The sequence below is a fragment of the Stenotrophomonas sp. 116085_Sma genome, assembly GCF_056479585.1.
The window spans coordinates 1,925,727-1,951,753 of the sequence record NZ_CM151057.1; the positions used below are offsets into that span (position 1 = coordinate 1,925,727).

Sequence of the window (26,027 nt, forward strand, 5' to 3'; positions counted from 1 at the left end):
CGGCCTATCGCTTCTTGGGATGAAGCGAAGCGTAGCCGATTACGTTCGGGCTGCACATACGAAATGCCCGGTCGGGCGTGAGCCTTCGACCGGGCATGCGTAAATTGATGAAACGCCCTAGGGACCAGACGGTTGACCGGAGCTACTCCTAGTCGCTGGTATGCGAGAAACTTAGCATAGATTTCGAGTTGGCGCAAGTGGGTGTGACCATGTCCCATCACGTCGTCCTGACGTAGATAGTCCGGCATTGTATCCTCTACCGATAACAATGCATGCGACATATCGGTAACGGCTATATGACTAAACGCTACCCTCCGAGGTTTCATCAAAATTTTTCTAAAGAACATGACTTAGGTGCCGATATGTAGCTACACCTGTGCGTTATGCGCGTAGGGAATAATGGTTGGGTAGAGCACGCTGGGCTGCTGAGGGATTCAGACGATGTCGAGGACGTTGAGAGCTTTTGTCGCGATGATTGCAGTTAGGTCTATGGCTAGATCAATCCTGAAGCTTCCCATCCTTCAATCGGACGACAGGGAGAGTAGAGAAAAAAAGCTTCTACAGATTAGAATGGACGCGCTGACTGCAGCGTTTATCTACTCAAGAAACCTCTACTGGATTGCTATATCCTCGAGCTCGCTCGTGCTGGGGTCGATCCTGACCCCGATATTCATACTTCTTGCGCTGAGTATTCCGGCGGGGCAGGCGCACAGAGAGTTTTTTGAGGTCGCTTCTCAGCTATCCTCCGCTATACTTTTGTTGTGGTCGGTTGCCGCTTTAATACTGAAGGTCGAAGTTAAAAAGGAAGCTTTCATTGCTGGAAGAGCTGCCAATAACTTTATTGCTAGTGAGGTGCTTAAGCTCTTGGCTGATCCGCAGCAAGATCTGGGTTGGTTCATTACCTATGTTTCGCGTCAGGATACTGTTGATCAAGACAATCTTGGCGGTCTCAGTGAACGGTTGCGAAAGAAGGCTTACAGGCAGAGCTTAAAGCAACTATTTCCGGGTGACGCGTCAGTTGTGTGTGGTGTGTGCGGGCTATCCCCATATAAGTTCAAGAGGGGCGATTGCCAGCTTTGCGGAAATAAAACTTAGACAAGGAATTTTATGTCAACTGTTGCTGAAGTGTTCGATGAGTGGTTCTCTCGCCTGTCCAGTCGTAATCAGGACAAGCTTATTGCGCATATTCTAGAGAAAGAAGGCATTGGCCCGGTGATGGAGGGTCTGTTTTCAGGGGCTATCGGCAAGGTGGAAGGGGGAGTTCAATCTGGTCCCGTTGGGGCGACATCTTCGAGGAATAGGTGCCGGACATGTGGGAAGCCCCTGTGAGGGGGCGCTGCGTCTGAGTAGAATTTTCGCAATATGCCTAGCCTTAGTGGTCTACCGCTAAGGCTAGCTTGGTGCATGAAGAAACAACATTGTGCGTCTTCGGGCAACGTCGGACTTGCTAGAATCTGTATCTGTGTGCTCACCGAAAGCTTGAGGAATGACTGAAGCTCCCTGCCTGTTCCTCAAGGATAGAACGTTTTCCGATTTGCGAGGCACTTGGCAAATTGCCCGCGCTGGTAACGGGGCAGCTCTACTTTGGGCTGATACAACTGCAAGGCGCTGATTTGCTTGCCTCGGGTCACCTGCGGCTTCTTGTGAAGGTAGTGGGTGCGGAGAACCTGGACCCGGTCCCGCTTGTCAGTCGCGTGGCCCGTGACCAAGGCAATCTCTCGCTCCGGCACGTCCTGGACATCGAGTTCGGTTGCCAGCGTGTGGCGGAAGGCATGGAATCCGACCCCTCTTGGAAAGCCTAGGCTCTTCAGATAGCGGCCGAAGTCCACGACGAACTGTTGGCTGTAACGGGCATTTGTCTCCCCCGTGGCGCGGTTCACGCCAGCAGAGAGCAGAGGGAACAAGCGGGGGTGCCCGGTCACTTTCATGTCCTCCACGAACTCCAAAAAGCCTGCCTCCAATAGAGGCTTGGCGATGGGAATGACGCGCATGCAGCCTGCACCCTTCATGCTCTGTCGGCTTCGCCGCTGCCGCTTTGGATCTGCGGCCAGGTCTGGGTCGAGTGTCTTTTGGAAGGCGATACACCAAACGCCGCGCTCCTCGATGATGTCGGTCAGCTTCAGCTGACAGACTTCATTGACCCTGGCACCGGTATACAAGCCGAGCATCGGTGCCCACCAGTGCTGCGGCTTTTTCGCCCAAGGGATGAAGGTTGCGGGGTCGAAGATGGCCTGCAGGTCTGCGTCCTCGAACAAACGAATGGCCTTTTCGGGATCAATGGTGTGATCCTGCTTGGGCTTGCGGAAGGCCTTCATGGGCGAAGAGACAATGGCTTGTCCGTTCACCAGGTGATTGAAGAAGGCGACCAGGAAACGCCTGTGACGCTCTTTGGTGGCGGCGGCCAGCGGCGGCACGTCTTGCTCTTTGCCCAGGGCGATGGCTTCTTCGAAGGTAAGGTCCTTCAGCAGTGGGTCTGACACCAAGTTCCTCGGAGCCCAGCGCAGCAGCTTCCAGAGATCTTGGATGTGGTGATAGTCCACTCGAGCTGCTGAAATGTTGCCGCAGGTGCGAAGCAATAGCTTGAGCGTGCGCTCGGTGGCGAGCACGGTTTTGGGATCCAGTTCCCGGCGGCGCATGTCCTCCAAATGGTCCTCGATCTCCTTGGCTAGGGGGCGAGCCGGGGTTCCCATAGGCAACGGCTCGGGATACCGAGTGCCGCGCCTCATTGCTTGGTTCCGGCCGGTCTCATCCAAGGCCGCCAAGATGCATTCCTGGAGATTGATGGCCGCCTCGCGGCCGTGGATGACAGCCCGGTCGATACGAAAGCGGCCGATGTGGATGCCTTCCAGATGCAGAGTGCCAAATGGCGAGGCGATGTAATCAGTGAGTGATGCGGAGGGTAGGGTGGTCACGGTTCACTTCCATCAGTAGATGGAAGTAGGGATAAAACAGGCGGCCATTTCGTCAACCCGGTTGATACAAAAATCTGCCTGCCGGGCAACGTCCCTAGGCGTTGAGTTGCTGGCGGGGTGGGCCCTTAGAAAGCGCTAGATCCGTTATCCTTGAAAAACCCTTTAAAACAAGGTGTTTCAGCGGATTGTTTGGCGATTTATCGCAGTCAATTCTGTACTGTTTGCAGGATATTGGCTAACAAATCGCTTAGAATCACGTCGGCGCTAGATGAATGCCAGTTAAACGGGGCCTCTCTATTGTTAGTGTCTTCTCCATCTTTTGTTAGCTAGCAGCCCTTAGTAGGGTGGCTGCCCGTGCTGGACAACGGTCATACTCTCCGCAACAGCTTCGGGGGGAGTGTAATGATTAGCGAGATATCGATTCTTAACCACAAGAGCTTTCACCCAACTCAGTCGACACGCATCTTTTTAGAGACTGAGAACCGAAAGCCAGTGTTCTTCTATGGCCAGAACGGGGCCGGAAAGACTGCAATCGGTGAGGTCATACGCGGACTTGCTGTCGGTGACCCGAAGTTCACCGGCTGTAAAGTCACAACGGTGGGGGAGGGGCGGTTCAGATTTCATGTCTACAACCACGAGTTTGTCCAGTCCGTGATTGGCGAAGCGGATGGCATGCCAGGGATTTTTACCATTGGCGAGACGGATGTAGCAACCCAAAAGGAAATAGAGCGGCAGGAGCAGATAAGCAGGGATGCAGACGAAGCGACTGAAGCAGCGCGCGTCGCCATCGAGGCGATTGATGGCCGCCTTGACAAGGCGCTGATTGCTGCCCAGGAAGAGGTATGGAAGGCCTTTAAGGCCTACGACACCGGCGAGTTTGCGGGCTACCTGAAAGGCTATGGGCGCGGAAAACCCAAGTTCTTCGAGGATCTGCGGAAGCTGGAGGTTTCGCCCGACGAGGATCTGGATGACATAGGTGAGCTGATCAGGCGGCTGGCTGATGTTTCCGGTGACGAGCAACCTAAGGCGAAGCACTCACTCTCTACAGGTAGTTTCTCATTGATAGAGGCCCGTGAGCTTTGGCAGGAAGTAGTGGAGGTCTCCAGTGACAGCAGCCTGTCAGCACTAATTGAAGCGCTCAAAAACGCAGACTGGGTGGATAAAGGGCGGTCCTTTGTCCAGGACGATCAATGTCCGTTCTGCCAACAAGGCCTGCCTCATGGGTTCATGGATGAGCTTCTAAGTCTGTTTGAAGGGACCAGACAGGAAAAGATTGAATCCATTGCCTCCTACGTGACCAGCTACGCCACTGACATATCTAATCTAGAGAGCCAAATCGCGTCCGCTTTGGCCGAGCCCTTGGCTAAAGAGACCGATCTGAAGGTTGCGTCCGAAGCTGTGATTGCCAAGCTCAAGGCGAATCTGGCAACAATGCGATTGAAGCAAGAGCGTCCTGGAGAATCCTTCGAGGTTGTCAGCGTTGACATGGGTTTGATGACAGCAGCGCTGGATGCCCTCAACACGCGCATAGGTGACTTCAATCGACGGATCGCGAACAAGGAGGAGGAGCGCAAAGCAGTCGGGGAGGTTTTCTGGAAAATCCTGTATCGCGATCGAGCAAATGCATACACCTCTTACGATGCAGCGGTGGCACCGCTCAATGAGCAAAGGGGCGAGTGGGTCATCAAGCAGAAGGCCGCCTCCAGCTCCAAAGGCGATGCCGCTGCCGCTTTGGTGGGGCTAAAGAAGAACCAAGAGGGAGTAGACGCGTCCGTTGCCGCTATCAACACACGGCTCAAAGGGCTCGGTATTGATACCTTCACCATTGACCGGAAGGCAGGAGAGGGCAGCCTCTACTGTTTGAAGCGTCCCGGTCTTGGTGAAAGCACGACTCAGTCTCTCAGCGAGGGTGAGAAGACGCTCATTTCCTTCTTCTATTTTATGGAGCTTTTGAAGGGGGCGGCCGAGCAGGGGCAGTCCATTGACTTGGCGCGGACCATTGTGGTCATCGATGACCCCATATCGAGCCTTTCGCACAACTACGTCTACGACATCGCGTCAGTCATCGTGCAGGAATTGATCAAGCCGCCCGGTGGGCAGAAGGTTCGTCAAGTTCTTGCTTTAACTCACAACCTCTTCTTCCTGCACGAGCTCGTTCTACAGCTAGGCTATCGTGAGTGGGCCACTGTGCCAAAGAAGTGTCAATTGCTGCGAGTCGTAAAGAATGATTGCAGCCAAGTCATGCCGATGAGCGGTCAAGAGTTCGCCAATGACTACGACGCACTTTGGCAAACAATTCGCGATGTGCGAGACGGCCGAGTCCCTGTGCAAGTCATGCCGAACACCATGCGCTGCGTTGTGGAGACATTCTTCGCATTCACCGGCCGTAGGAAAGAAATGAGCGCAGTGCTGGGCGAAATGTCGAAGGCGGATGCGACATTCAAGCCCTTGGAGCGATATTTACATCGAGGTAGCCACCGAGATGACGTCAATATCGCTCATGTGGACTGGGGCCAGTTCGATCTAAACTACTATTTCACGAAGTTGGAGATGCTATTTGACAGAGCCGGGCACCAAGACCATTACAAAATGAAGATGGGCTTGTTAGAGAATGAAGCGCTTGGAGTTGACGGAGATTGACGTGTTTTCGGCATGCGGCTGGGCGGCTGGGCGTGCCAGCGGATGCAGCCGGCACCGGGACTACTCGCTGCTTGATTCGGTTCCGAGCAATGTAATCTCTAGGGAGGCCCCTCGTGGGAAAAAGTCCTGTCAGGCCTGACGCTAAACTAGAGAAGCTGGTGGCTCAGGTTAAGGCGATCACCGAAGCGTGGGGCAACAAGCATGACTTGCTTCACGACTCGGGTCACAAGGATCCGCTGAAGCACTACGACTCCGAACCAGGTGACGGTGAGCCATTGTTGACCTTTTGGTCAGAGGGAGAGGCCCGCCGAGTCCTTTACGAAGGGATGGCAGAAGCCGACGAGCTTTCGGATGAGCTTGAGAAGGTCGGCGTATACATGGAGTTTGATGACTCGGTAACTGCCAACTACTACCTGATTGACCAGGAGTCAGAACTTCAGCGTCAGTTTGATGCGTGGGCTCAATGGAGGTGGACATGTCGACTGATTGAGGCCGACGTGGCGGACGTGTCAGGCGACGTCTACTCCTACTTTGCTCAGAGGCCGGAAGACTTTTACCGCCTACCTCACCGAAAGTTTGAGGAACTCATCAGCAGCATTTTTGCTGCGCGTGGCTGGAAGACGAAGGTGGGGCCGGGTAGCGGCGACGGAGGCGTAGACGTTCGTGTATGGCAAGAGTCTCCCTTGGGGGATAGCCTTACCCTGATCCAAGCCAAGCGCTATGGTGCGCATAAGCCGATCGGACTTGAAGCCGTCGCAGCGCTTGAAGCGCACTCGAAGCGGGAGGGGGCCAATGGTCTGTTCGTCACGACATCCCGTTACCTGCCTGGCACTCGCGACTGGGCAGGCCGAGAGGGCTTCCTCCAGCTGGCGGATACGACGGATCTACAGGAATGGTGTCAGGAGGCGACACATCTGGCAGTGAAGCAACGCGCCCACGCCATGGCAATGGAATCTTTCCTTCCACTGCTGAAGCGAATCAGGGATGGAGCGGAACTCAATCGGGTCGTATGTTGCAGTCCACGTGGCGGTTTCTGCATTGTGCTGCGGGAGACAACCACCGGGGCGTTGCTCGTTCACATCCCTTCCGAGGTGGTCGCTGGCGACGCGTATCGCGGTTCAAAGGTGCCCCTGCTGGACGGCACCGTCATTAATGAAATGCCAGGCGGCCCCGTCTTCAGGGCGCTTAGAAAGGAGAGTGGCGGCAGGCTCCATTACTGGGGTAAGCGTAACTACTATGCTCCTTGGGACGGCCTGCCCGTGGGATATGATCACTGGGATTAGCCCCAGCGTCTGGATCAAAGACGCTTTGGGTTCGACCGAGCGTTTAGATATGAGGGGGAGCGAGTGACCATATTCAAGGTGTTTGACATTCGTTGGGACGCAGACGACGAGGTTGCCTCGCTTCCGTCCGAGGTGGAGATCACGTGCTCGGGCCCCGAAGCAATAGCGGAGGCCCTTTCGCGTGAATATGACTGGCTGGTCATCGATTTCAAGGCCGTGCCGATCGTGCCAGGGTCGCCGGAGTAGCACGCGCATCAAGTGCCGCCCGGAGCTCAGTGTGCCTGCCTCGGCTTGAGGGCAAGGGGCTCTTAAGGCTGCATCGCGGAGAAGCTTCAGTCAGTGCGTGACGTGATGCTGTCTCTCCATGAAGTCTTGAAGGGCTTGGGTAAGATTTTCGTCGCTCAGCATGTGCGCTCCTGTGGCAAAAACGATGTCGGCGATTTCGCCTCGACGGCGAATTTCTGCGCGTTTCTTTTCGTTCTTCATCTTGGCGGTCTGGCGATGATTAGCCAGAAGGTCTCGCGCTTGTAGCTGGGCCAGGCGTTCGGTGGCCCTTTGGATTCTCTGGTGGTAGTGGGTGTGCTCTGTCATTGCTTTTCTCCTCTGGGTGCTTACGAGTCAACCAGAGAAATCGCGTGCGTCAAGTTCAGCGAACTAGAAAATTTTCGGCCTTATCGAAACTGAAGAGATCTGAAAAACAAGGCTCAGAAGAAAAGAGCAAGAGCGCACCTAGGCGTCACCACGTGACGCGTGCGCAAGGGGCGACGCCCCTTGAACCCCAAGCGCTTTCAGCGCTTGCGAAAATCAAAAGCCAGGGCATAAACAAAGCAACATCCACTGCTTTGGAGCCGCATGGCGATCTATCACGCGAACGTAAAGACCTTCAGCCGGGCCAAGGGACACTCGTCCATCGCGGCGGCCGCCTACCGCGCTGGGCTTCTTCTTGAAGATGAGCGCACAGGGCTCCGTCACGACTATCGCCGGCGAGACGGAGTGGTCGAGACGCGTTGCATCGTGCCCGACGATGCTCCGGATTGGGCGTTGATTCCTGCGGCGCTCTGGACGGAGGCCGAGGCGGCAGAGCGTCGCAAGGATTCCACCATCGCAAGGGAGTTTGAGTTTGCACTGCCGCACGAGCTCTCCGACGAGCAGCGCTCTTCCCTCGCCACAGAGGTGACCAGGGCTTTGGTCGACCGCTACGGCTTTGCCGCCCAAGCCAGCATCCACAGCCCTGGCAGCAAAGAAGGACTCAACTGGCATGTCCATGTGCTGGCGACTACACGTAGGATCGGGCCGGAAGGCTTTATGGACAAAACTCGCGAATTGGATGGCGGGCCTTCCGGCCGGGCGGAGGTGGAGTGGGTCAGAGAGCTGGTGGCCGCCAAGACCAACGCACACCTGGAAGCCGCGCACCTTGACGTTAGGATCGATCATCGCAGCTTGGAGGTTCAGGCGAAGGAAGCGCTGGCCCGGGGTGACCTGGTTGCTGCCGCAGTACTCTCACGGACTCCCACGCGGCACTTGGGGAAGGACGCTTCTGCAATCGAGAGCCGCGGCGGGCGTTCCGAGCTCGGAGATCGTAACCGGTCCATTGAGGAGGACAACCAAGAAGCCTTCGACGACCTCCTTAGCCATTTTGGACAAGAGGGGCGGGTCATGGCAACGCCGCACGGCCATGGCGAGGAGCAGGCCAGACGCGAGATGAGGCGCTCAGCATCGGGCAAGACGCTGTCTTTCTCCGATGGCGAAATCGTGATGTCAGCGGGAATGGCCAACGCCATCGACCGGCGCCGGCCCAGTAGTGCAGACGACGTCGTGGCGGTGTCGGTCGAAGCGCTCGGGAGCGAAGTGGTCCAGCAAGGCACGCTGCTTCAGGATGATTTGGCTGCGAATGGCTTGCAGGTCACTATCAGGGCGGTCAGGGCGCTGGCGTTTGGGGAGATTGTGCCGCAGGACTGCAAGGAGCACCGTGCGGCGCTCAGTCGATTGCTGCTGTGCCTAAAGCGCTTTGCGGCAGCGTTGGTCCGCTTTCCCAAACGTCTCCAAGCGGTTCGCCGCGCGATCCGGCTACGCCACATGGCCGAGCAGTCCTGGAATGACTTCGTGTCCAACTGCCCAGAGCCCGGTGTGTCCTGGCACGGCGGTGATTGGACGCAGCGACGTGGTCGGCGGTTGGCTGCCTTGGAGCAGCGAACGAGGGAGTTGGCCTACGCTCAGGCTGCGGCTGGGCCAGAACAACAAGCGTCACTTGCCAACGAGCTGGCCCTGCGCGGAGGTGAGCTGGAGGTGTCCAGCAAGGTGTTCTTGGAGAGGTGCACGATTCGCTTGGCGGTGACTCACAATGCGCCACAGGGCAGGCCGCAGGTAGCGCCAGCGCCGGCACTAGCCGCAAGCCCTCCGACACCGAGCCCGGCGCGACGCGGTCCCAGGCTCCACTAGACGCGACGAGCCCCGCATTGCGGGGCTCCTTGCATTCCGGGGATCGATCTTTAGTGAACGGTGGGTCCAGTCTTTCGTGTAGGTGGGGCAGGGGTGCAACGCGCCGCTCGGTTTCGCCGCCACTCTTCGGTGGAGACGAATGACCGGTCCACCAGCGCTTCCCGGGTGGTTGCCGGGGAGGCCGGCGCAGGCGGTGTGTAGGCGCAGTTCGGCAGGCGATCTCCTTCCCATTGGCGAATCAACTCCGCTGAAACTTCAAGCGCCTGTCGCACGTCCGCGACCTGGTTGGATCGCTCATAAGACTTGGTCCTGCACATCAGGCCTATCAGGAGCTGGCTGGCGATTTGGAACTGGGGGTTGGACAACACAGACGATTTCCTCAAAGCGTAATTGGTCTTTGTATGAAAGCGCGTCGGAATCGAAAGGCAAGGCATCGATGTGAGGTCCTATTCACAAAAGTGAGCTTTAGTCAAAGTCTTTTTGGGTTCGCTTCGGGCTCCATCCTCGCTATGGGAGGATGGATGAAGCCCCGGACAAGGCGCTATGATCGAGGAAACAATGAAAGGAAACCTGCCAAGCAGGCTTTCTGCAACGGTTTGAAGGGGTTGGGTCGAAGGTGATCCGATCCCACTCTCTCCGCCACTGATTTCAAAAGGCCCCTGGACACAGGGGCTTTTCTGTTTCTACGGCCTTCGCTACCCGCCCGCTTACCCATTCACCTGCAAAGATCGATTCTGCACGATCTGCTGCCGAACCCGGCCTTGCGCCTCGGATTGTATCCAGAGTGCGCGGCGTCCGATGCGGATAGAGCGCGGGAAGCGGCCGGCCTTGATCTCTCCGCAGATAAAGGTGGTGTCCATACCGGTCATCTGGCTCACGTGATCAAGCGATAGCAGCTCTTCCAGTCTTTCAGCCGCGCCCATGATGGCCTCCCCAAGCTGGAACTGCAGAACGATGTCGATCATCGGCCAAGGCAATGATAACGCTCAGGCGATCTCAGATCTCAGATCTCAGCACCAAGGTTACCCAGCATGACGAGACGATCACGTCGCAGGCAGGGCTGATCATTGCTTTGCGCAGCGATGTGACCGATGTGGCTGGAAGGACTGCGGCCAACACCACCGCATTGCAGCAGCTGACGACGCGCGTCCCGTCGCCTACTTCCAGGCTGTCAGCGAACCCATGGCAGAGTCCACCCTGGTGATGGCACGATTGCCCAAGGAAGCACAGGAGGAGCTGGTGCACCGAATGCGCGAGTTCGCTAGAAGGGGGGCGAGAGCTCAGCAAGGTGAGTGTGTCAATCAGTGATAACTGGCGCAGTCTAAGTGGATCTTTCGTCCCAGCCTCTCAACATCAGGCCGCTGACGGTAGACTGTCGGCTGCAGTCCTACGTATTGCGATCAGTCACGATTTTGCTATCTAGGTATTGAATGATGCTGCGGGTTAGATTGATGGCAAGCAGCGCCTCATCGCGTTCGACAAGCTGATCGTTGGCGTGAGCTAGGCTCCCTCTGTTACGGAGCGTATTAAGCGAATCTAGGATATTTCCGATGGAAAAGACAATCTTGCGCATTGCGTCGTCTTGGACGCCCATATCGCGCAGCGCAGGATGGCTTTCTCGCATCAGTTTAAAAACTTGAGTGACTCCAGGATCTGCTGGCAGCGAAGCCAGGTTCAGCCCTGCCGATTGGCATACCGTTTTCAAATAACCATGGAGGGCCGTGTGAACGCGATCCAAGGCACTCACTGGACCCTGCACCTCCAGCAGCGATGCAGCATCGGCCAAGGCTTGACGCACCAGCTCGCTAGCTAACCTGGGTGACGTCGGCTCTACGGCGGCTACTTGGTTGCATCGCTTTGCCATGGCAAGCAGCTTCGAACGTGCATCTAGGGTCCGCTGGACCTCTGACCCCACCGGAAATCGGCGGGCAACGCCTCGCACTATCGCCGCCTGAGTCTGCGGATCGGCGGAAGAGAGCACCGCCAAGAAGCGTTGCCGCGTGGTGCCCGGATAGTCTTCCGGATCGATCGTTAGGTCGCAATAGGCGGCATAGAACTCACGGTGGGATGAATAGGTGAAATCGCCCAGGTAACCGCCTGACACGCCAATGTAGTGGCTGATGATCCAATGTATTTCAGTCGGGCGTAGGCCTTCCATGGATACCTTTGGTCGCCGGCTGGAAGGCCGGCCCAGATGGAGGCACTATAGCCTTGGCGCCCAGTTCCGGGCCATAGGGGGGGAGACATGGATAAGTCGTTTGAGGAAGGGACGGTCGACGCCCCGGAGAGCGGATCTGTGCTCCGGGAGCGAGGCTCGCTGATTGACAAGGTCAATCGGGCCCGCCTCGAGCTGCTGGACCTATCGACCCGCAACCGGTTGCTTAGCGTCCCTAGGTCCGGCCACGCTAAGACGGTGGAAGTGGTCAATGAGCTCGCGAAGGCGATGTATCAGACGCTCGTCATCGATGGAAAGCGCTTCACTTTCGCTGCAGGTAGGGCCGACCCAAAGACAGCCGCAGACGATGCCGTAGGCGAGGAAGGCGATCAGTCCGACTCAGCCGGCGCCGTCCAGGTAAAGGGTGTTGATGCGGAAGCTGACCTCACGCTTGTCGAGGATGAGCTGGACGACCTCGAACTTCTGGCGCAGCCGAACTTAGAGCTGGACGAGCAGGGGCGCCGCGTTAGCCACTGGGACGCCCAGTTGATGACGCGCTTGACACCGACCGGCTTGCAGAAGCGACTCTTAGATCTTTACGTTGATGCCCGCACGCTTCAAGAAGAGCAGGGCATCAACGTGCTCTACCTCGGTATTGGCTATCTAAAATGGCGTGCGCCGACCACCCCTAAGATCGACCGATATGCTCCACTCGTGCTGGTGCCCGTCGCGTTGGAGCGCAGCAACGCAGGCGAGAAATTCCACCTCAGATGGCAGGGTGATGAGATCGTCGCCAACCTGTCGCTCCAGCTCTTCCTGCAACGTCAGTTTGAGATTAAGCTGCCAGAAATCGATGAGTTCGAAAGCCTCGACATCGATGACTACCTGTCCAAGGTTGCGTCCCTGATTGAGGGTAAGCCTGACTGGGCAGTCGTGCCGGACGATGCGGTATTGGGCCTATTCTCGTTTGCGAAGTTCATGATGTATCGGGATCTAGACCCTGCGAGCTGGGAGCAGTCTGGTGGCTTAGGAGCGCTCCCTGCACTTCGGGGCGTAGTTTCGGATGGATTTCCCGGCGCTGCTATTTCGACAAGCGAAGAGGACATTGACGCCACTGTAAGCCCGGAACATATGCGCCATGTCGTCGACAGCGACAGCTCCCAGTCCCTCGTTGTCCATGACGTACTCAAGGGGCGGAGCATCGTCGTTCAAGGGCCGCCGGGAACCGGCAAGTCTCAAACCATCGCGAATGTTATCGCGGGGGCAATTGCCGATAAGAAGCGCGTGTTGTTCGTGGCGGAGAAATTGGCGGCTCTAGAAGTTGTGAAGAGGCGCTTGGACCAAGTTCGACTCGGCGCCGCCTGTCTTGAACTTCACAGCAACAAGGCGAACAAGCGAGCCCTGCTGGAAGAACTTCGGCTCACATGGAACTTGAGCCCGCTGGCCAATGAGGACAGCGGGCCGATCGTTCGTCAGCTCACTGAGCGACGCGATTTGCTTAACGCCCATGCCTCGCGCCTGCACCAAGAAATGCTTCCGTCGAGACTGACGCCCTACGAAGTGTTCGGCAACCTTGTTCGGCTGCGTCGGGAGGGATATGTCACGGCCCGCATCCGGCTTGATTCGCCGCTCGAGTGGGCGTGGGACAGGGTAGAGGAAAACCAGAAGCTGCTTCAGGACCTGTGCGACCGAGTCCTTGCAATGGGTATCCCCGACCAGCACGCCTGGGCCGGTGTCGGGAATGACGCGCTGCTGCCGAACGATCGGGACCGGTTGATTGGGGAGATCGCTGAACTCGCCACTACTCTGGAGGAATGGAGGCAACGCACTGTCGAACTGACCAGCGCTCTCGACCTTACGTTCTCGGACAGCCTAGATGCGCCACAAGCCGCAATTGACCGAACCAAGGTTCTGCTGACGGCACCGGCACTCGGACCCGGTGCACTCGCCGACGCGTCTTGGGAGACTCCTTCGGGCCTCGAGAGCCTGGTCGAAGACGTTCGGCGTGCGCAGGAGCTGCGCCGAACTTGTAACGAATTTGCGGCCGATTCGGCAGTTGAACGCGTATGGGAGCAAACGAGGCAAGAGTTGTCGAGTGTTCCTGGTGACTTCGTCCTCGTCAGGGAACTGTCTGTGATGCGCGATGCGCACCAGAAGCTGTCAGGCATGGGGTCTGACCTAGAACGTCTAGCCCAGTTGGTAGGGGAGCAGCGGCCGCTAACATTCGAGGTAATGGCTCATGTCTGTGCGCTTGCGGAGCGCGCCAGCTCAGCGCCACAGATTGATCGCGATGCTTTGGTTGCTCGTATTTGGGAGCGAGGCGTTGATTCGGTCCAGAACTTGGTCGAATGGGTGCAACAGGTCCAGGCAGCCCGCCGTGAACTAAGTGAGGTGTTCCGCGACTCTGCATGGTCTTCCAACTTTGAGGGCGCTCGGCTGCAAATCGCCAGTCGTACCGGGAGCTTCTTGCGCTTTTTAAGCGGCGAGTGGCGTGCCGCAAATCGGCTGGTCCGCGCGCAGCTGCGAAATCCAAAGCTTCCAGCTGATCATTTGTTGCCAGCACTGGACAAACTCCTTGACGCCCAGGCAGCGCTCCGCCGGCTCGACGAGGGAAATGCTCAGGGTGAGGAAGCGTTCGGCGCCAACTGGGAGCGTGATCGTTCTGATGCCGCTTTCTTAAGAGGCGTTGTAGCTTGGATGCGTGGCATGCGCCCGCTTGGGCTGGGTGCGCGCGAGCAAGTCGCCGCCATTGGTGATAAGGGCTTAGCGGCTGAGTTGGCGGCTCGCCTTGGCCCGGGACTGGCCGAAGTCCAAGCCCTTTTGTCTCCCATACATGAATCATTGCTCACTAGCGGGCAGATGCTGTGGAGCGCAGTAGAGTCCTCGCTTCCAAGGGTCCCGCTGCATCGATTGTTAGACGACACGGCCCCGTTCGAACAGGCAATTTCGGCGTGCGATTCGCTGAATAACGCTAAGGCGATGACCGTGTCACTGGCCCTCGAACGCATCGACGCTCTGACCAGCACTCAGGCGGCACTTGCCGCACTGGCTCAAGTCGACCGGCAAGGCGAAGCCGCGTTCGGTGACCTGTGGCGAGGCTTCGCTTCGGATGCTGCTGCGCTCCAAGATGCTTGTCTCTGGATGACTACCAACGCTGACTTGAGGATGCTGGCCTCGCGCACCGTCGACGCCCAGCAGATGCTTGAGCAGGCGACAAATCAGCTTGAGGAAGCTGAAAGGCTGGACATCGAGCTTTCTGAGCTATTCACTATTTTACGATTTGCAGGCAACGACGAGGTCGCATCGAATACCGCTGACGTCTCCGTGAATGCCGCGATAGGCCAGCTCAAAGCGTGGGAAGCAGATCCGGAAGGGCTCCCGCAATGGGTTGCTTACATAGCTCAAGCAAATGTGGCCAAACGACGTGGACTGAAGAACTTCGTCGATGCGCTGGCGACCGGTGTCTTAACTCCTGATGAGGCTCGGGGCACGTTCGATCTAGCCTATTATGAGGCGGTTCTGTCAGCAATGGTGGCGCGGGCCCCTGAACTGGCGACGTTCGACGGTAAGAAGCAGACCGAGCTTGTCGAGTCGTTCTGCGAGCTAGATCGAAGCCGCATTGACTTGGCTCGGAGGCAGGTTTCCCGCTCGCATCGCGAGCGAATCCCGTCGAAGAACGGGGCGGCGGGCCCTGTGGCGGTGATTCTCGGCGAGATGGCGAAGAAGAGAAGCCACCTCCCTATTCGCCAACTGATGGTGTCGGCGGCGCCTGCCATCCAAGCACTCAAGCCGGTTTTCATGATGAGCCCGCTGTCGGTGGCGCAGTTTTTACCCCCAGGTGCGGTGGAATTTGATCTTTTGGTCATCGACGAGGCTAGTCAGGTCCAGCCAATCGACGCCTTGGGTGCCATTGCCCGCGCCAAGCAACTGGTCATCGTAGGCGACGAGCGTCAATTGCCGCCCACGCGGTTCTTCTCAAGAGCTCTGGGCGATTCGTCCACACATGTGGATGAGTCCGCAGCGCCGGCGGATGTTGAGAGTATCTTGGGACTTTGCCTCGCGCGGGGGCTACCGGACAGAATGCTCCAGTGGCACTACCGAAGCCGCCACCAGTCTCTAATTGCGGTGTCCAATAGTCAGTTCTACGAGAACAAGCTAGTGATCGTGCCAAGCCCATACACGAGTGAGGCGGGCGTGGGTCTGCGGTTCCACCACCTGCCCGACGCCGTCTATGATCGTGGTGGCACTAGCACCAACGCGCGTGAGGCGAAGGCTGTTGCCATGGCGGTCATTGCTCACGCACAAACGACACCGCATCTTACCTTGGGGGCTGCCGCTTTCTCGACCCAGCAACGGCGGGCAATCTTTGACGAAGTGGAGCTGCTGCGTCGCCAACATCCTGAGACCGAAGGTTTCTTCACGGCACACGCCCACGAGCCGTTCTTCGTCAAAAGCTTGGAGAACATCCAGGGCGACGAACGCGATGTCATCTTCATCTCTATCGGCTATGGCCAAGATTCGCGCGGCGGCGTGAGCATGAACTTCGGACCGGTCAGCAGCGAAGGCGGTGAACGACGTCTCAACGTGCTCATCAGTCGCGCCAAACAACGATGTGAGGTCTTTTCGTCCATCACTGACGAAGACATCGATCTCAGTCGAGGCAAGGGCAAGGGCACTGCTGCACTCAAACTGTTCTTGCACTATGCCCGCACAGGGCGCCTCCATATCGCCGACGAGGCTGTCGAACAGCGCAAAAGGACGTTTGAGCAGGAGGTTGCAAAAGCGCTCATCGCTCGTGGCTACGACCTTCACATGCATGTGGGGGTGGCCGGCTTCTTCGTCGACATTGCCATCGCCGATCCGGAGAGGCCAGGGCGCTACATCATTGGTATCGAATGCGACGGAGACTCCTACCGAAGGTCCAACGGTGCGCGTGATCGAGACCGTCTACGTGACCAGGCGCTCCGTGATAAGGGCTGGCAAGTCCACAGGGTATGGAGTGCGGAATGGTTCCTCAGGCCTGCCGCGGAACTTGATGCCCTGGTGCGCGTCATCGAGCGTTCAAAACTGGAGCCGGACCCCTTTGAGGCAGAGACGGTCTCTCGATCACGCGCCGTTCCAGTCAACATCGAGAGCGTGGAACACGACGACTTCGTCGAAGTGGGTCTGGTTAGCTCTGACGAGCTGCCCAGCACCGAGCCTTATGTGGAAGCCAACTTCGCGGTGCCCAGTCAGCAACAGGAGCTGCATGCAGTTCCTGCAATGCGGATGGCAGGTTTTGTGCGCGACTTGGTTCACGTCGAGGGCCCGATCCATCGGTCAGAGGCCGTTGTTCGAATTCGTTCTCTATGGGGCTTGCAACGAGCCGGAGGGCGCATCCAGAGTGCGGTGGATGAGGGCATCCGGCGGGCGGTTGAAGACGGTCTGGTGTTGCAGGATGGGGAGTTCCTCCTGTGGCCCGGTCGCGCTGTTCGAGTGAGGGACAGAAGCTGCGTTCATTCTCTGAGCTTGCGTCGACCTGAGTTGCTTCCACCCATGGAGATGGATGTCGCGATCTTGGAACTGGTGCGCGAGAACTTAGGGGCATCATTGGATGAAGTAGCGCTTCACGTGTCGCGCCGGCTGGGCTTCCGAACGACGAGCGCGCAGCTGCGTGCTGCTCTAGTGGGTAGGGCCGAAACACTTTTGGCGCGCGGTGTCTTGGTCCTGCGGAATGGATTGTTGGCGGAGCGACCTATTCAACAGTGAGCGTGCTGGAGCTGCTGTAAAGAGAGGGGGAAGTAGGCAATGCTGGTCTTAGTCACCCGCCACTGACGGCGGAGCCCAGCGGTGGGAAAAAGGGAGGGCAAAGAGGTCAAGGAAAAAACTTGCTGGAGTCGGTCAATCATTTGGCGAACTGCCCCTCCTGGTATCGCGGCAATTCCACCTTGGGCCGATACAGCTCCATGGCGCTGATCTGCTTGCTCCGGGTCACGTACGGTTTCTTGTGGAGGTAGTGCTTGCGCAGCACCTGGACCCGATCCCGGGGAGCAGTGCTGTGGCCGGTGACCAGCGCAATCTCCCTCTCCGGAGCATCGTTGACATCCAATTCGGTAGCGAGGGTATGGCGGAAGGTATGGAAGCCGATTCCCTTGGCAAAGCCTAAGCCTTTCAGGTAGCGGCCGAAGTCCACCACGAATTGCTGGCCGTAGCGAGCGTTGGTCTCTCCCGTCTTGCGGTTCACGCCGGCAGAGAGGAGGGGGAGCACCCGCGCATGCCCAAGGAGGGCGACCAACGGAGTCATGGCATGAAGATTGGATTCAAGCTTTCTGTTGCTGTTGCGGCCTGTGCGTTGACCTTTGGAATCAGTAGCGCCACGGCGAAAGCCCCTGGCCCTTGTTCCGTCTGCGAGGTCCAATACATTGCATGCGAGGCGTCAGGTACAGACTTGAGTATCTGTATCCGGAACTATATGCAATGCTTGCGTCTGAACGGCTGCATTATCCCGTAATAAGACGCGGCGAGGACGTGTGGGGACCTTGCGATACCCTGCAGCCTCGCCACCATCCAGACAAAAGCCTCGGTCCTGCCGGGGCTTTTTCGTTTCCGGAAACGCCATGCCGCGCATCATGCCGGGGGCGAAACCGAGACGGCGCCTGTGTGCCCTGATGCAGGTAGGCGCATGTGGATGGAGCGGGGTGTATTCATCCCCGGCGCCCACCCTTCGGCTTGTTATGGCACAGCGGATAGCTGGAGCACGATCTGAAAGCCCCGTGCGGCCCATTGCGGTCCACGAACACGCCCACCTTGCACACCGGGCAACGTTCTTCGTGGATGGCCACGCCAGACAGGCTCGTCACTTCCACCGCGCCGTCCCGCATCAGCTCATCGAGGAACGGCGAACGTTTCCCCAGCAGAGTGAACATCGCAACCGACCGCCGCGCTCGCGTCAGCGCCACATAGAACAACCGCCGTTCTTCGCTCAGTGGATAGGTGTCGCCATCCGGCATCGCCAGCGAAAGCACCGGGTCGTCCGACCGCAGGCTGGGGAAGCCTCGGTGGATCATCCCTGGCAGAATCACATAATCCGCCTCGCGCCCCTTCGATCGATGTGCGGTCAGAAACTCGACGTCCATCGTGCTGCCGAAGGCTGTCTTCCAATCCGGTGGCACCGCGCTGCGATCGGCGCGGTAGCGCCCCAGGATGAAGACCGTCACGCGTCCATTGCGGCCTTGTGGCACCGCCCCAGACAGCAACTGCTGATGCAGCCTGGCGAGGTACTGGCGAACACCATCCTGCATTTCCTCGCGTCGGGTCATCTGGAACGCCTGCAGCACTGGCCCCATTGCCGGTGCGGCAGAACGAACCGACTTGGCAATCTGCGCTGGATTCCGGCTGATGAAGCGGCTGGACGCATCGCAGAGCGCCTGCGGGCAGCGGAATGTCTGCTCCAGTTTCAGCACTTGGCCTTGCCCCATCCATTCGCGGAATCCGGTCATCACTGAAACGTCGGCGCCGGCGAAGCGATTGATCGACTGCCAGTCATCGCCCACCGCAAACAGGTAGCGCCCCGGTTTACTGACCAAGGCGCGGCATAGGCGAGCGCGGGCGCGCGAGGCATCCTGGAATTCGTCCGCCATCACCAGTTCGTAGGGCGATTCATAGCGGCCGTGTTCCAGCAGTCCGGCCGCCATGTTGAGCATGTCTTCGAAATCGATGCCGTGCTCGTCAGCCAGTGCGTTGCCCCAAGCCTGGAAAACAGGGCTGGCGATTTCCAGGAAGCGCCGATGCCGTTCCTTGAACTGGTCTTCGGGCATCTGTCGCAGGCGCTCGGCCATATCGTCCAGCGTCAGGCAGTTGCTCTTGGCATGGGCAATGAAGGTGCGCATCAAGCCGATCAGGTCCGCGTCCGGCATGGGCTTTGCGCCCTGCTCGGGCAGCTCGCGGTCGGGGTTGGGGTCGAGTTCGACACCGGACCCGCCAAGCCTCTCCGCAAGATCCTGCAGGGCATGTCCACTGCGCAGGCCAAACGAAGTGGTCTCGACAAGGGCGGTGCCGCGTGCCGCATGCTGCTGGCGCTTCCAGTGCATGCCATCGGCGTAGTGGGCGAAGTGCGCCGGCGGCTGGCCATCGGCATCCAGCGCAAAGTGCTCGTGATACAGCCCGGCATCCGGGTAGTAGAAGTCGGGGCGATACTGGCGATGGGTGTCGGTGGCCGTATCGAATTCGTAGCGCCGCTCGTAGTCGTACGTCACGCCGTTGTAGAAGAGCCAGTCGGCGATGACGCACTCTTCCAGGCTCTTCACCCGCTCACCCTGCAGGGCGCGGATGTAGGGCGTGCCATCGCGGTCGTAGCCGTCGGCCTCCATTTCCGCACCGAATGGCGGCAGGTCGCGCCCGAACACCAGGCGGAACATGTCCCATTGGGTGCGGAAGTGGATCGAGCGGTCCTTCAGGTCGTCCACCAGTTCGGCCAGCTTGTTGAAGCCCAATGTGGCGTCAGTGGCCCATTCCGGGATATCGGGCTTGCGCCCCGTGGCTTTGGCGATGATGGCCAGGCCCAGGGCGTGGAAGGTCCGCGACTCAACCACGGTGTCGCCCATGCCGAGCCGATCGAAAGATCGCTGCGCGCGCTCCTCCAGCTCCTTGGCAGCGTCCTTGTTGAAGGCGAGCATCACGATGCGTTCGGGTTCGACAAAGCCGCGGTCAATGGCGTAAGCGGCCTTGGCGACCATGGTGGAGGTCTTGCCGGAACCGGCCGCGGCCACGACCTGGACCCGGTTGTCGAAGCAGATGACGGCGCGGGACTGTTCCTCGGTCAGCGGCTTGCTCTCGACCCGGTCCAGGAAGTCCTTGGCCAACACCAGCTCACGCCGGGTCATGGCCTCGTTGGCTTCGGCCCAGGCAGCGGACCAATCCAGGTTCCAGTCGCGCAGGGCGTCCAGCGCCGCACGATGACTGTCCGCCTGCAGGTCCCCATGCACGTTTTCATCGAGGAACAGCCGCTCCAGCTCCGGCGGCTGCAGGGGCAGGGCGGAGCGCTTCGCCAGCAGCGTCTGCTGCTGCTCGTGGGTGATCCAGCGGCGGCCGGCATTGCCCCGGTCGATGAGGTCATCTGCTGCGCCCAGCCACGACTGGATCTGCTGCAGAACGCTGTCAAACAAGGCCTTGCGCCCACGCGTGGTTCGCGCAAAGAGCACGTCCTGCAGGGCCGCCGCAAGTCGGGATGCCTGTCCGTTGGGGAGCCCGTCTACGCTCAGCCCAGCAGCCTTGCCGGTCTGCAGCTCGACCCGTGACCAGAAGATCCCTGGATGGATCTGCACCCGCTTATCATCATCCACGCGCAGCCGGTACTGCTGGCCGGAGACACTGAGTTCAACATACCCGCCATCAAGCCGCAGCGACCAATGGGGCGAACGGGTCACGCGTCGGCCCCAGCCCGAGGGGCACCATTCCATAGACATCCAGATATTGCCTTGCAAGCGTCAATAGGGCTTATTGAGCCCTTAAGCCCACATGATAAGGGGCTTGGAAGCCGCCTGTGGTCGTCAGCTCGCGGATTGACCTCGGTACGGGCTTCGCATGCGCAGGAAGTGGCCCGTGGAGTGGCGCGGTGTCGCGTTTTTTCGCGTGCGTCCCGGATGTGCGCTCCGTACGTGCCACTATGCACCTGTGCAATGGTGTGCCACGATCCGGCGGCTCACTGCATGTTGAGTGGAAGCGGTGCTTGGAGAAGGGCTTGGGAGGGAATGCCCCGATGAATGCAGTGGATCCGGAATTGAAGAGGTTGCTGGCAAGGTTCGATGAGTGCCACACCTTCGAAGGCTGCGAGTTGACCAGTCCGGAAAGCCATGGGATCGACGACGATACGCCGCTGCATATAGCGGCGTTCAATAACGAAGTGGATCTACTCAAAGAGTTGATGCCGTTCGTCACCAATATCGACGTACTCGGGGATATTGGATTGACCCCGATGGCGAACGCGGTGATTAGTGAAAGCCTCGAGGCCGTTGTCTACCTTCTCTCCTGTGGTGCGGACCCCATGATCCTGGATGAAGTGGGCGATTCGGTGCTGGAGATCATGAAGAGGAGACCCGTCTTCAATCAGTTGGTTGAGCAGATCGAGAGCGAGCTGCCGGGGGCGGTTTGAGGCGGGCGAGGTGTGGGTGCTGGAGCGCGCTCGTGGCTCCGCAACCTGGGGCAGGCCGAGAAGATCACGGTGCTAGGATCGCGTGCCATCACTCGTGGGCGCGATCCTGCTTCGTTGGCGGTACTTCGACTACATCACCACGCCGGATCAGCTCATCCAGATCCACCGCCGAAGCGGCCAGGGCATCCTGTGCATCGAAATCCCACTTGTCCTTGTACTCGCGTGCCAGCAGGTCGCAGACCGCCTTGGCACGCGGATAGGCATCGTCCTTGCCCTCGCTCTGCTTCAGCGCATCGCGATGGATCTGGCACAGCATGAGCTGGTGCGCATCTTCGGCGCGCTCGCGCTCCCAAGTGATGTCGGGCAGGCCCGAAAGCGCAGCGGCAAGCGCGAATGCGGTCATTGGCATGTCAGGTGTCCAGGCGGCGATGGGAACCCGAGCGTATGCGAGCGGCGTTGGCTTGAGGCCACCGCCGCCCGCGTCGTTTCACTGCGTGTTCACCATTCGCCGCAGCATGGAAACTGCATCAAATGCAGTTGATCCAGACGATCTGCTCACGCATTCACATCCACCACAATCCGCCCACGCACCTTGCCCGGGATGATCTGGTCGTAGACGTCCAGCACCTCGGCAAGCCCGATCAGCTGCACGGTGCTTTCCAGCTTCTGCGGGTCCAGGTCGGTGGCAAGCCGGTCCCATGCACGCTGGCGCACGGCCTGCGGCGCATTCACCGAATCCACGCCAGCAAGCGTCACGTTGCGGAGAATGAAGGGCAATACCGAGCCATGCAGCTCATCACTCTGCGCCAGCCCGCAGGCGGCCACTGCGCCTCGGTATTTCGTCTCGGCAATGGCGTTGACGAGGGTGGGGCCACCCGCCACATCGACCACGCCGGCCCAGCGCTCGGCACTCACGGGCCGCTCGCGCGGTTCTGAAAGCTGCGCGCGGTCGATGATCTCGGCGGCGCCCAGGCTGTGCAGATACCCGGCGTGTTCAGGTCGCCCGGTGGCAGCCACTACGCGATAGCCAAGCTTGGACAGGATCGCCACCGCAATCGAGCCGACGCCGCCGTTGGCGCCGGTGACCAGCACATCGCCCTTCCCGGGCGTCACGCCTGCATCTTCCAGTGCCAGCACGCACAGCATGGCGGTATAGCCTGCTGTGCCGATGGCCATGGCGTCGCGGGTGCTCAGGTTGGCGGGAATCCTGTTGAGCCATTCGCCGCGAACACGGGCACGCTGGGCGAGGCCGCCGTGGTGGCCCATGCTGAGATCCCAGCCGTTCAACACCACGCGGTCACCGGGTTGGAAACCGGCATTGCCCGATTCCAGTACAACGCCAGCCAGATCGATGCCAGGGATCAACGGGAACGTCCGGATCACCGGGCGCGTGCCGGTGAGGGCCAGCGCGTCCTTGTAGTTCAGCGTGGAGTACTCGACCTGCACCAGCACGTCGTCATCCATCAGGTTGGCTTCATCGAAATCGACCAGCTCCGTGGATACGCCGTCGTTGGTTCTGCGCGTCAGCAGTGCCTTGAAACTCATGGTGCGGTCTCACGTTCAGTGGATGAGCCCATGCTAGGCTCGCACCGTTATCGCAACAAGAACGATGATTTTCCGTAGGTACTATGGTTTTCCGGAGTATGCATGCGTAGCAGGCGTTGGGACGGCAAGAGCGGTTGCGCGGTGGAAGTCACGCTGTCGGTGATGGGCGGCGTGTGGAAGCCGATCATTCTGTTTCACCTGATGACAGGCAAGCGACGCTTCATGGAGTTGACGCGGCGTGTGCCCAACGCCACCCAGTCCATGCTGACCAGCCAGCTGCGGGAACTGGAGGCTGACGGCGTGGTGATCCGCCACGTGTACCCGGAAGTACCGCCGAAGGTGGAATACGAGCTTTCCGAATTCGGGCGCACGCTGGTGCCGGTACTGCTTGCCATGCGCGAGTGGGGTGAAACCTATCGCGGCCATAAAGGCACGAACAGCGACGGCTGAGGCGTGAAGCGGCGAGCCGAGCGTCGCCGCCATGGCGCTTGAACCCCTGCAGCATTCCGGAGGCCGCGGCAATAGCCGAAGTACTGCAGGCAGCGCATGTGGAGCGCTGCCTCGCTCCGTGAAGGGCGGTGATGCGGTTCCTGTTCCGTTGACGCCCGGTTCCCTATAGTGGCCCCGGAACCCTGCAATGGAATGCCCATGCACGTGATGTCCCCCAGCCGTTGCCTGACGCTTGCACTTGCCGTCGCAGTGAGTGCCAGCGCGTGTGCGCGGCCGCCGTCCACCGAACACGAAAGGAATCCCGCCATGTCCGGCGCAACCCAGACCGGCCGCACGATCAACGGTCACACCTATACCGATGCCCCCGTGGACGTGAAGCTCGGGCCGAACACTTTCCGCATTCCGGCCAACTACCTGGACAGCCAGATCGCACCGTGGCCGGGCGAGGGGGTGACGCTTGTCATCGAGTGGCCGGACATGACGCCGACGCCGCCGGGTGCCCGCGCCAATCCGCGCACGAATGATTTCCGGAAGGAGATTCCCATTCGGATCAACTACGTTGATCGCGTTCCCGTCGAAACACTGCTCTCAAGGCTGTCGTCAAATGAAGCCATCACGGAGGAGGGTTCTGTGGAAAGGGAGGATCCCAGGGACCGTCTCGACCAACGCGTCGCACAGCCGGAGACCTTGGGCCTGACGCCCTATGCAATCGATGAAGCGAAGATGGTGGTGTACGCGAAGAAGCATGAGGCGCGGTACGGAAAGCCGCCTGTCCGCAATCCCGCCTACGAGAGAGACTGGTACATCGCACGCCAGGGCGACGGCCGGATCAGCTCGTTCATCAAATGTGACGGCGAGGAATTCCGACGCGACGGCGTGCGGCTGGAGGGGCGCGAGGTGATCAGTGAGCCTGGGGAAGTAGCAGCCGGCTGCGTTCATTACTTCGTGGACATCGACAACAAGCTGTCCGTCAGCCTGGACTACAAGAGAGCGTTTCTGAAGGACTGGAAGCGCATGGAAGAGGCCGTCAGGGACGTCATTGCGCGCACCCGGTCCAAGTGATCGGTGATTCAAGGAAGAGAAGAGGCAGGGTACGAGTGGATTGACCGAACGCGATCTGAGCGTCCTTGGAAACTATGCCAGAGACGGCAACCGCGAGCTTTACTGGAACTACCTGTCGCAACTGCCGGGAGCCGATGGGTACGGGACACTGGCACTGGGTGTTGTACGCAATGACAGCCTGCCGGGACGCGTCGCGAACACCTATGCACAGAACTATGCGAAGACCCAGCAGGAAGAGGGATCCCGGTTTTCAAATGCACAGTTGACCGAGCGGCAATGGGAGTCCTTTGGGCAGACCCTGCTCGAAAGAGATCTTGAGTTGCGGCAGCAGTGGATGAACGAGCGCCGCCCAGACCTGGCACTGAATCTCCCCGGCAAGGATGTGATGCTGGCCCACGACCGTGCATTTGAACGGCATGAACTCGATCCCAACTGCTGGACGCCGCGCGTGTTGCTGCAGGCGGCTGAACAGAAGAGCGGCCACGAGAAGCTGGAACAGATCTGGACCAACATGCTCAACAACGACTATGCCGGGGGGCCCCGCGTAGGCAACACCAGCGTCGATGCCATCAGCCAGATGGGATGGACGAAGGGTGGCCAGTACCTGACCCGGTTGAGCGTGCTGGAAGCCACCCAGATACTGGAAGGGCGCTCGGCGGTCGATCCGAACGTCATCGGTGGCAACAGCTACTACGCGATGTACTTCGAGGCGGACAGGAAATGGGCCAGCGTCAGTTCCGGCGGCGGCCACGTGTCGATGCGCGAGATCACCGACCCCACCCGCATCGCCGAACTCAACGACGCTCGCGACGTCCGCCTGGAGCGACAGGAGAAACGTACCCGGTTCCACCCGGATGACCCCTATCGGACCATAACCCGCAGCCCGCTTACCGCAGCAGTGGACGACATGCCTGATCCCTCGTTGGCACCGACTCGCCTGGCCGACATCCGTCCAGGCCACCGTGAGTACGCACTGATGCAGCAGGTACGCGAAGGCGTGGCCGCGATCGATGCCAGCGCCGGGCGTACCCATGATGAGGACAGCGAGCGTCTTGTGGCGAGCGTGATGGCGTTGGCCCGCCGCAACCAGCTTGAACGTGCCGACCATGTGCTGCTGAGCGCCCAGACCGCCGACAGCCCCGCAGGGCGGAACGTCTTCGTGGTGCAGGGCGGGATGAACGATCCCGCGCACCTGCGCGTCTCGATGCCCACTGACGTGGCGGTGCAGACTCCGGTTGCGCAGTCGCTGCAGCAGATCGAGGCCGCCAGCCTGGACCACCAACCGGCGGCTGTGCAGCGCCAGCAGGACATTGACGTGCAGGCTCGCGAGAGCCCTGGGATGCGGATGGGGTGAAATCGCAGCGCCGGGCCGCCAATGCCAGCCCCCGGATGGGGGCCGGCACGCATCACGG

The 26,027-nt window shown here is 59.4% G+C and carries 17 protein-coding genes and 1 pseudogene; 10 read left to right on the plus strand and 8 right to left on the minus strand.

Translation table 11 applies throughout. The annotated features are described in order from the left end of the window. The first annotated feature begins 441 nt into the window (after positions 1 to 441). Positions 442 to 1,095, plus strand: coding sequence for a mobilome CxxCx(11)CxxC protein (locus ACZK0Z_RS09065; RefSeq protein WP_080354474.1), 654 nt, complete (start codon positions 442 to 444; stop codon positions 1,093 to 1,095). A 416-nt stretch (positions 1,096 to 1,511) separates the two neighbouring features. Here ACZK0Z_RS09065 and ACZK0Z_RS09070 read toward each other — a convergent pair whose 3' ends face one another. Beyond that, on the minus strand, positions 1,512 to 2,912 hold the full coding sequence (locus ACZK0Z_RS09070) for a site-specific integrase (RefSeq protein WP_049404471.1): 1,401 nt from the start codon (positions 2,910 to 2,912) through the stop codon (positions 1,512 to 1,514). A gap of 354 nt (positions 2,913 to 3,266) precedes the next feature. On the opposite strand from ACZK0Z_RS09070, the gene ACZK0Z_RS09075 reads away from it, so the two are divergent. The 3 genes from ACZK0Z_RS09075 to ACZK0Z_RS09085 all read left to right on the plus strand — a co-directional run bounded on the left by ACZK0Z_RS09075 (position 3,267) and on the right by ACZK0Z_RS09085 (position 7,081). Further along, positions 3,267 to 5,552, plus strand: coding sequence for an AAA family ATPase (locus ACZK0Z_RS09075; RefSeq protein ID WP_152905346.1), 2,286 nt, complete (start codon positions 3,267 to 3,269; stop codon positions 5,550 to 5,552). A 158-nt stretch (positions 5,553 to 5,710) separates the two neighbouring features. After that, on the plus strand, positions 5,711 to 6,835 hold the full coding sequence (locus ACZK0Z_RS09080) for a restriction endonuclease (RefSeq protein ID WP_049404467.1): 1,125 nt from the start codon (positions 5,711 to 5,713) through the stop codon (positions 6,833 to 6,835). A gap of 63 nt (positions 6,836 to 6,898) precedes the next feature. Continuing rightward, on the plus strand, positions 6,899 to 7,081 hold the full coding sequence (locus tag ACZK0Z_RS09085) for a hypothetical protein (RefSeq protein WP_049404465.1): 183 nt from the start codon (positions 6,899 to 6,901) through the stop codon (positions 7,079 to 7,081). 90 nt (positions 7,082 to 7,171) lie between these two features. Here the strand turns inward: ACZK0Z_RS09085 and ACZK0Z_RS09090 are convergent, their stop codons facing one another. Next, a complete protein-coding gene (locus ACZK0Z_RS09090) occupies positions 7,172 to 7,426 on the minus strand; it encodes a hypothetical protein (protein WP_049404464.1) in 255 nt (84 codons plus the stop codon). Between the two features lie 261 nt (positions 7,427 to 7,687). On the opposite strand from ACZK0Z_RS09090, the gene mobQ reads away from it, so the two are divergent. Then, positions 7,688 to 9,274, plus strand: a complete 1,587-nt coding sequence (mobQ, locus tag ACZK0Z_RS09095) for a MobQ family relaxase (protein WP_049404462.1) — start codon at positions 7,688 to 7,690, stop codon at positions 9,272 to 9,274. 707 nt (positions 9,275 to 9,981) lie between these two features. Here mobQ and ACZK0Z_RS09100 read toward each other — a convergent pair. Beyond that, entirely contained in the window at positions 9,982 to 10,239 is a 258-nt protein-coding gene (locus ACZK0Z_RS09100) for a helix-turn-helix transcriptional regulator (protein WP_238378684.1), read from the minus strand. 422 nt (positions 10,240 to 10,661) lie between these two features. After that, on the minus strand, positions 10,662 to 11,432 hold the full coding sequence (locus ACZK0Z_RS09105; protein WP_197632146.1) for an abortive infection family protein: 771 nt from the start codon (positions 11,430 to 11,432) through the stop codon (positions 10,662 to 10,664). An 87-nt stretch (positions 11,433 to 11,519) separates the two neighbouring features. Here ACZK0Z_RS09105 and ACZK0Z_RS09110 point away from each other — a divergent pair, with 87 nt between their 5' ends. After that, complete coding sequence (locus ACZK0Z_RS09110; protein WP_336339837.1) at positions 11,520 to 17,177, plus strand: DUF3320 domain-containing protein; 5,658 nt, start codon at positions 11,520 to 11,522, stop codon at positions 17,175 to 17,177. 136 nt (positions 17,178 to 17,313) lie between these two features. Here the strand turns inward: ACZK0Z_RS09110 and ACZK0Z_RS09115 are convergent. Together ACZK0Z_RS09115 and ACZK0Z_RS09120 are read right to left on the minus strand one after the other, a co-directional pair. Further along, a pseudogene (locus tag ACZK0Z_RS09115) lies at positions 17,314 to 17,688 on the minus strand (integrase); the annotation flags it as partial. A 424-nt stretch (positions 17,689 to 18,112) separates the two neighbouring features. Next, positions 18,113 to 20,866 (minus strand): UvrD-helicase domain-containing protein, encoded by a 2,754-nt coding sequence (locus ACZK0Z_RS09120; protein ID WP_197632153.1) that lies wholly within the window; start codon positions 20,864 to 20,866, stop codon positions 18,113 to 18,115. A 299-nt stretch (positions 20,867 to 21,165) separates the two neighbouring features. Between ACZK0Z_RS09120 and ACZK0Z_RS09125 the strand changes: the two genes are divergently transcribed. Further along, the gene (locus tag ACZK0Z_RS09125) at positions 21,166 to 21,558 is read left to right on the plus strand and encodes an ankyrin repeat domain-containing protein (protein ID WP_197632145.1); all 393 of its coding nucleotides are present in this window, start codon (positions 21,166 to 21,168) and stop codon (positions 21,556 to 21,558) included. Positions 21,559 to 21,646: 88 nt separating this feature from the next. Here ACZK0Z_RS09125 and ACZK0Z_RS09130 read toward each other — a convergent pair whose 3' ends face one another. Both ACZK0Z_RS09130 and acuI read right to left on the minus strand, forming a co-directional pair. Further along, positions 21,647 to 21,967, minus strand: coding sequence for a hypothetical protein (locus ACZK0Z_RS09130; RefSeq protein WP_197632144.1), 321 nt, complete (start codon positions 21,965 to 21,967; stop codon positions 21,647 to 21,649). A 146-nt stretch (positions 21,968 to 22,113) separates the two neighbouring features. Beyond that, entirely contained in the window at positions 22,114 to 23,103 is a 990-nt protein-coding gene (gene acuI / locus ACZK0Z_RS09135) for an acrylyl-CoA reductase (NADPH) (protein ID WP_197632143.1), read from the minus strand. A gap of 102 nt (positions 23,104 to 23,205) precedes the next feature. Between acuI and ACZK0Z_RS09140 the strand changes: the two genes are divergently transcribed. The 3 genes from ACZK0Z_RS09140 (at position 23,206) to ACZK0Z_RS09150 (ending at position 25,969) form a co-directional block, all read left to right on the plus strand. Continuing rightward, positions 23,206 to 23,553 (plus strand): winged helix-turn-helix transcriptional regulator, encoded by a 348-nt coding sequence (locus tag ACZK0Z_RS09140; protein ID WP_049429707.1) that lies wholly within the window; start codon positions 23,206 to 23,208, stop codon positions 23,551 to 23,553. A gap of 198 nt (positions 23,554 to 23,751) precedes the next feature. After that, positions 23,752 to 24,615 (plus strand): Smlt3025 familytype IV secretion system inhibitor, encoded by an 864-nt coding sequence (locus ACZK0Z_RS09145; RefSeq protein WP_197632142.1) that lies wholly within the window; start codon positions 23,752 to 23,754, stop codon positions 24,613 to 24,615. Between the two features lie 55 nt (positions 24,616 to 24,670). Then, positions 24,671 to 25,969: a Smlt3024 family type IV secretion system effector gene (locus tag ACZK0Z_RS09150; protein WP_197632152.1), complete on the plus strand. Its 1,299-nt coding sequence runs from the start codon at positions 24,671 to 24,673 to the stop codon at positions 25,967 to 25,969. Positions 25,970 to 26,027: the final 58 nt, after the last annotated feature.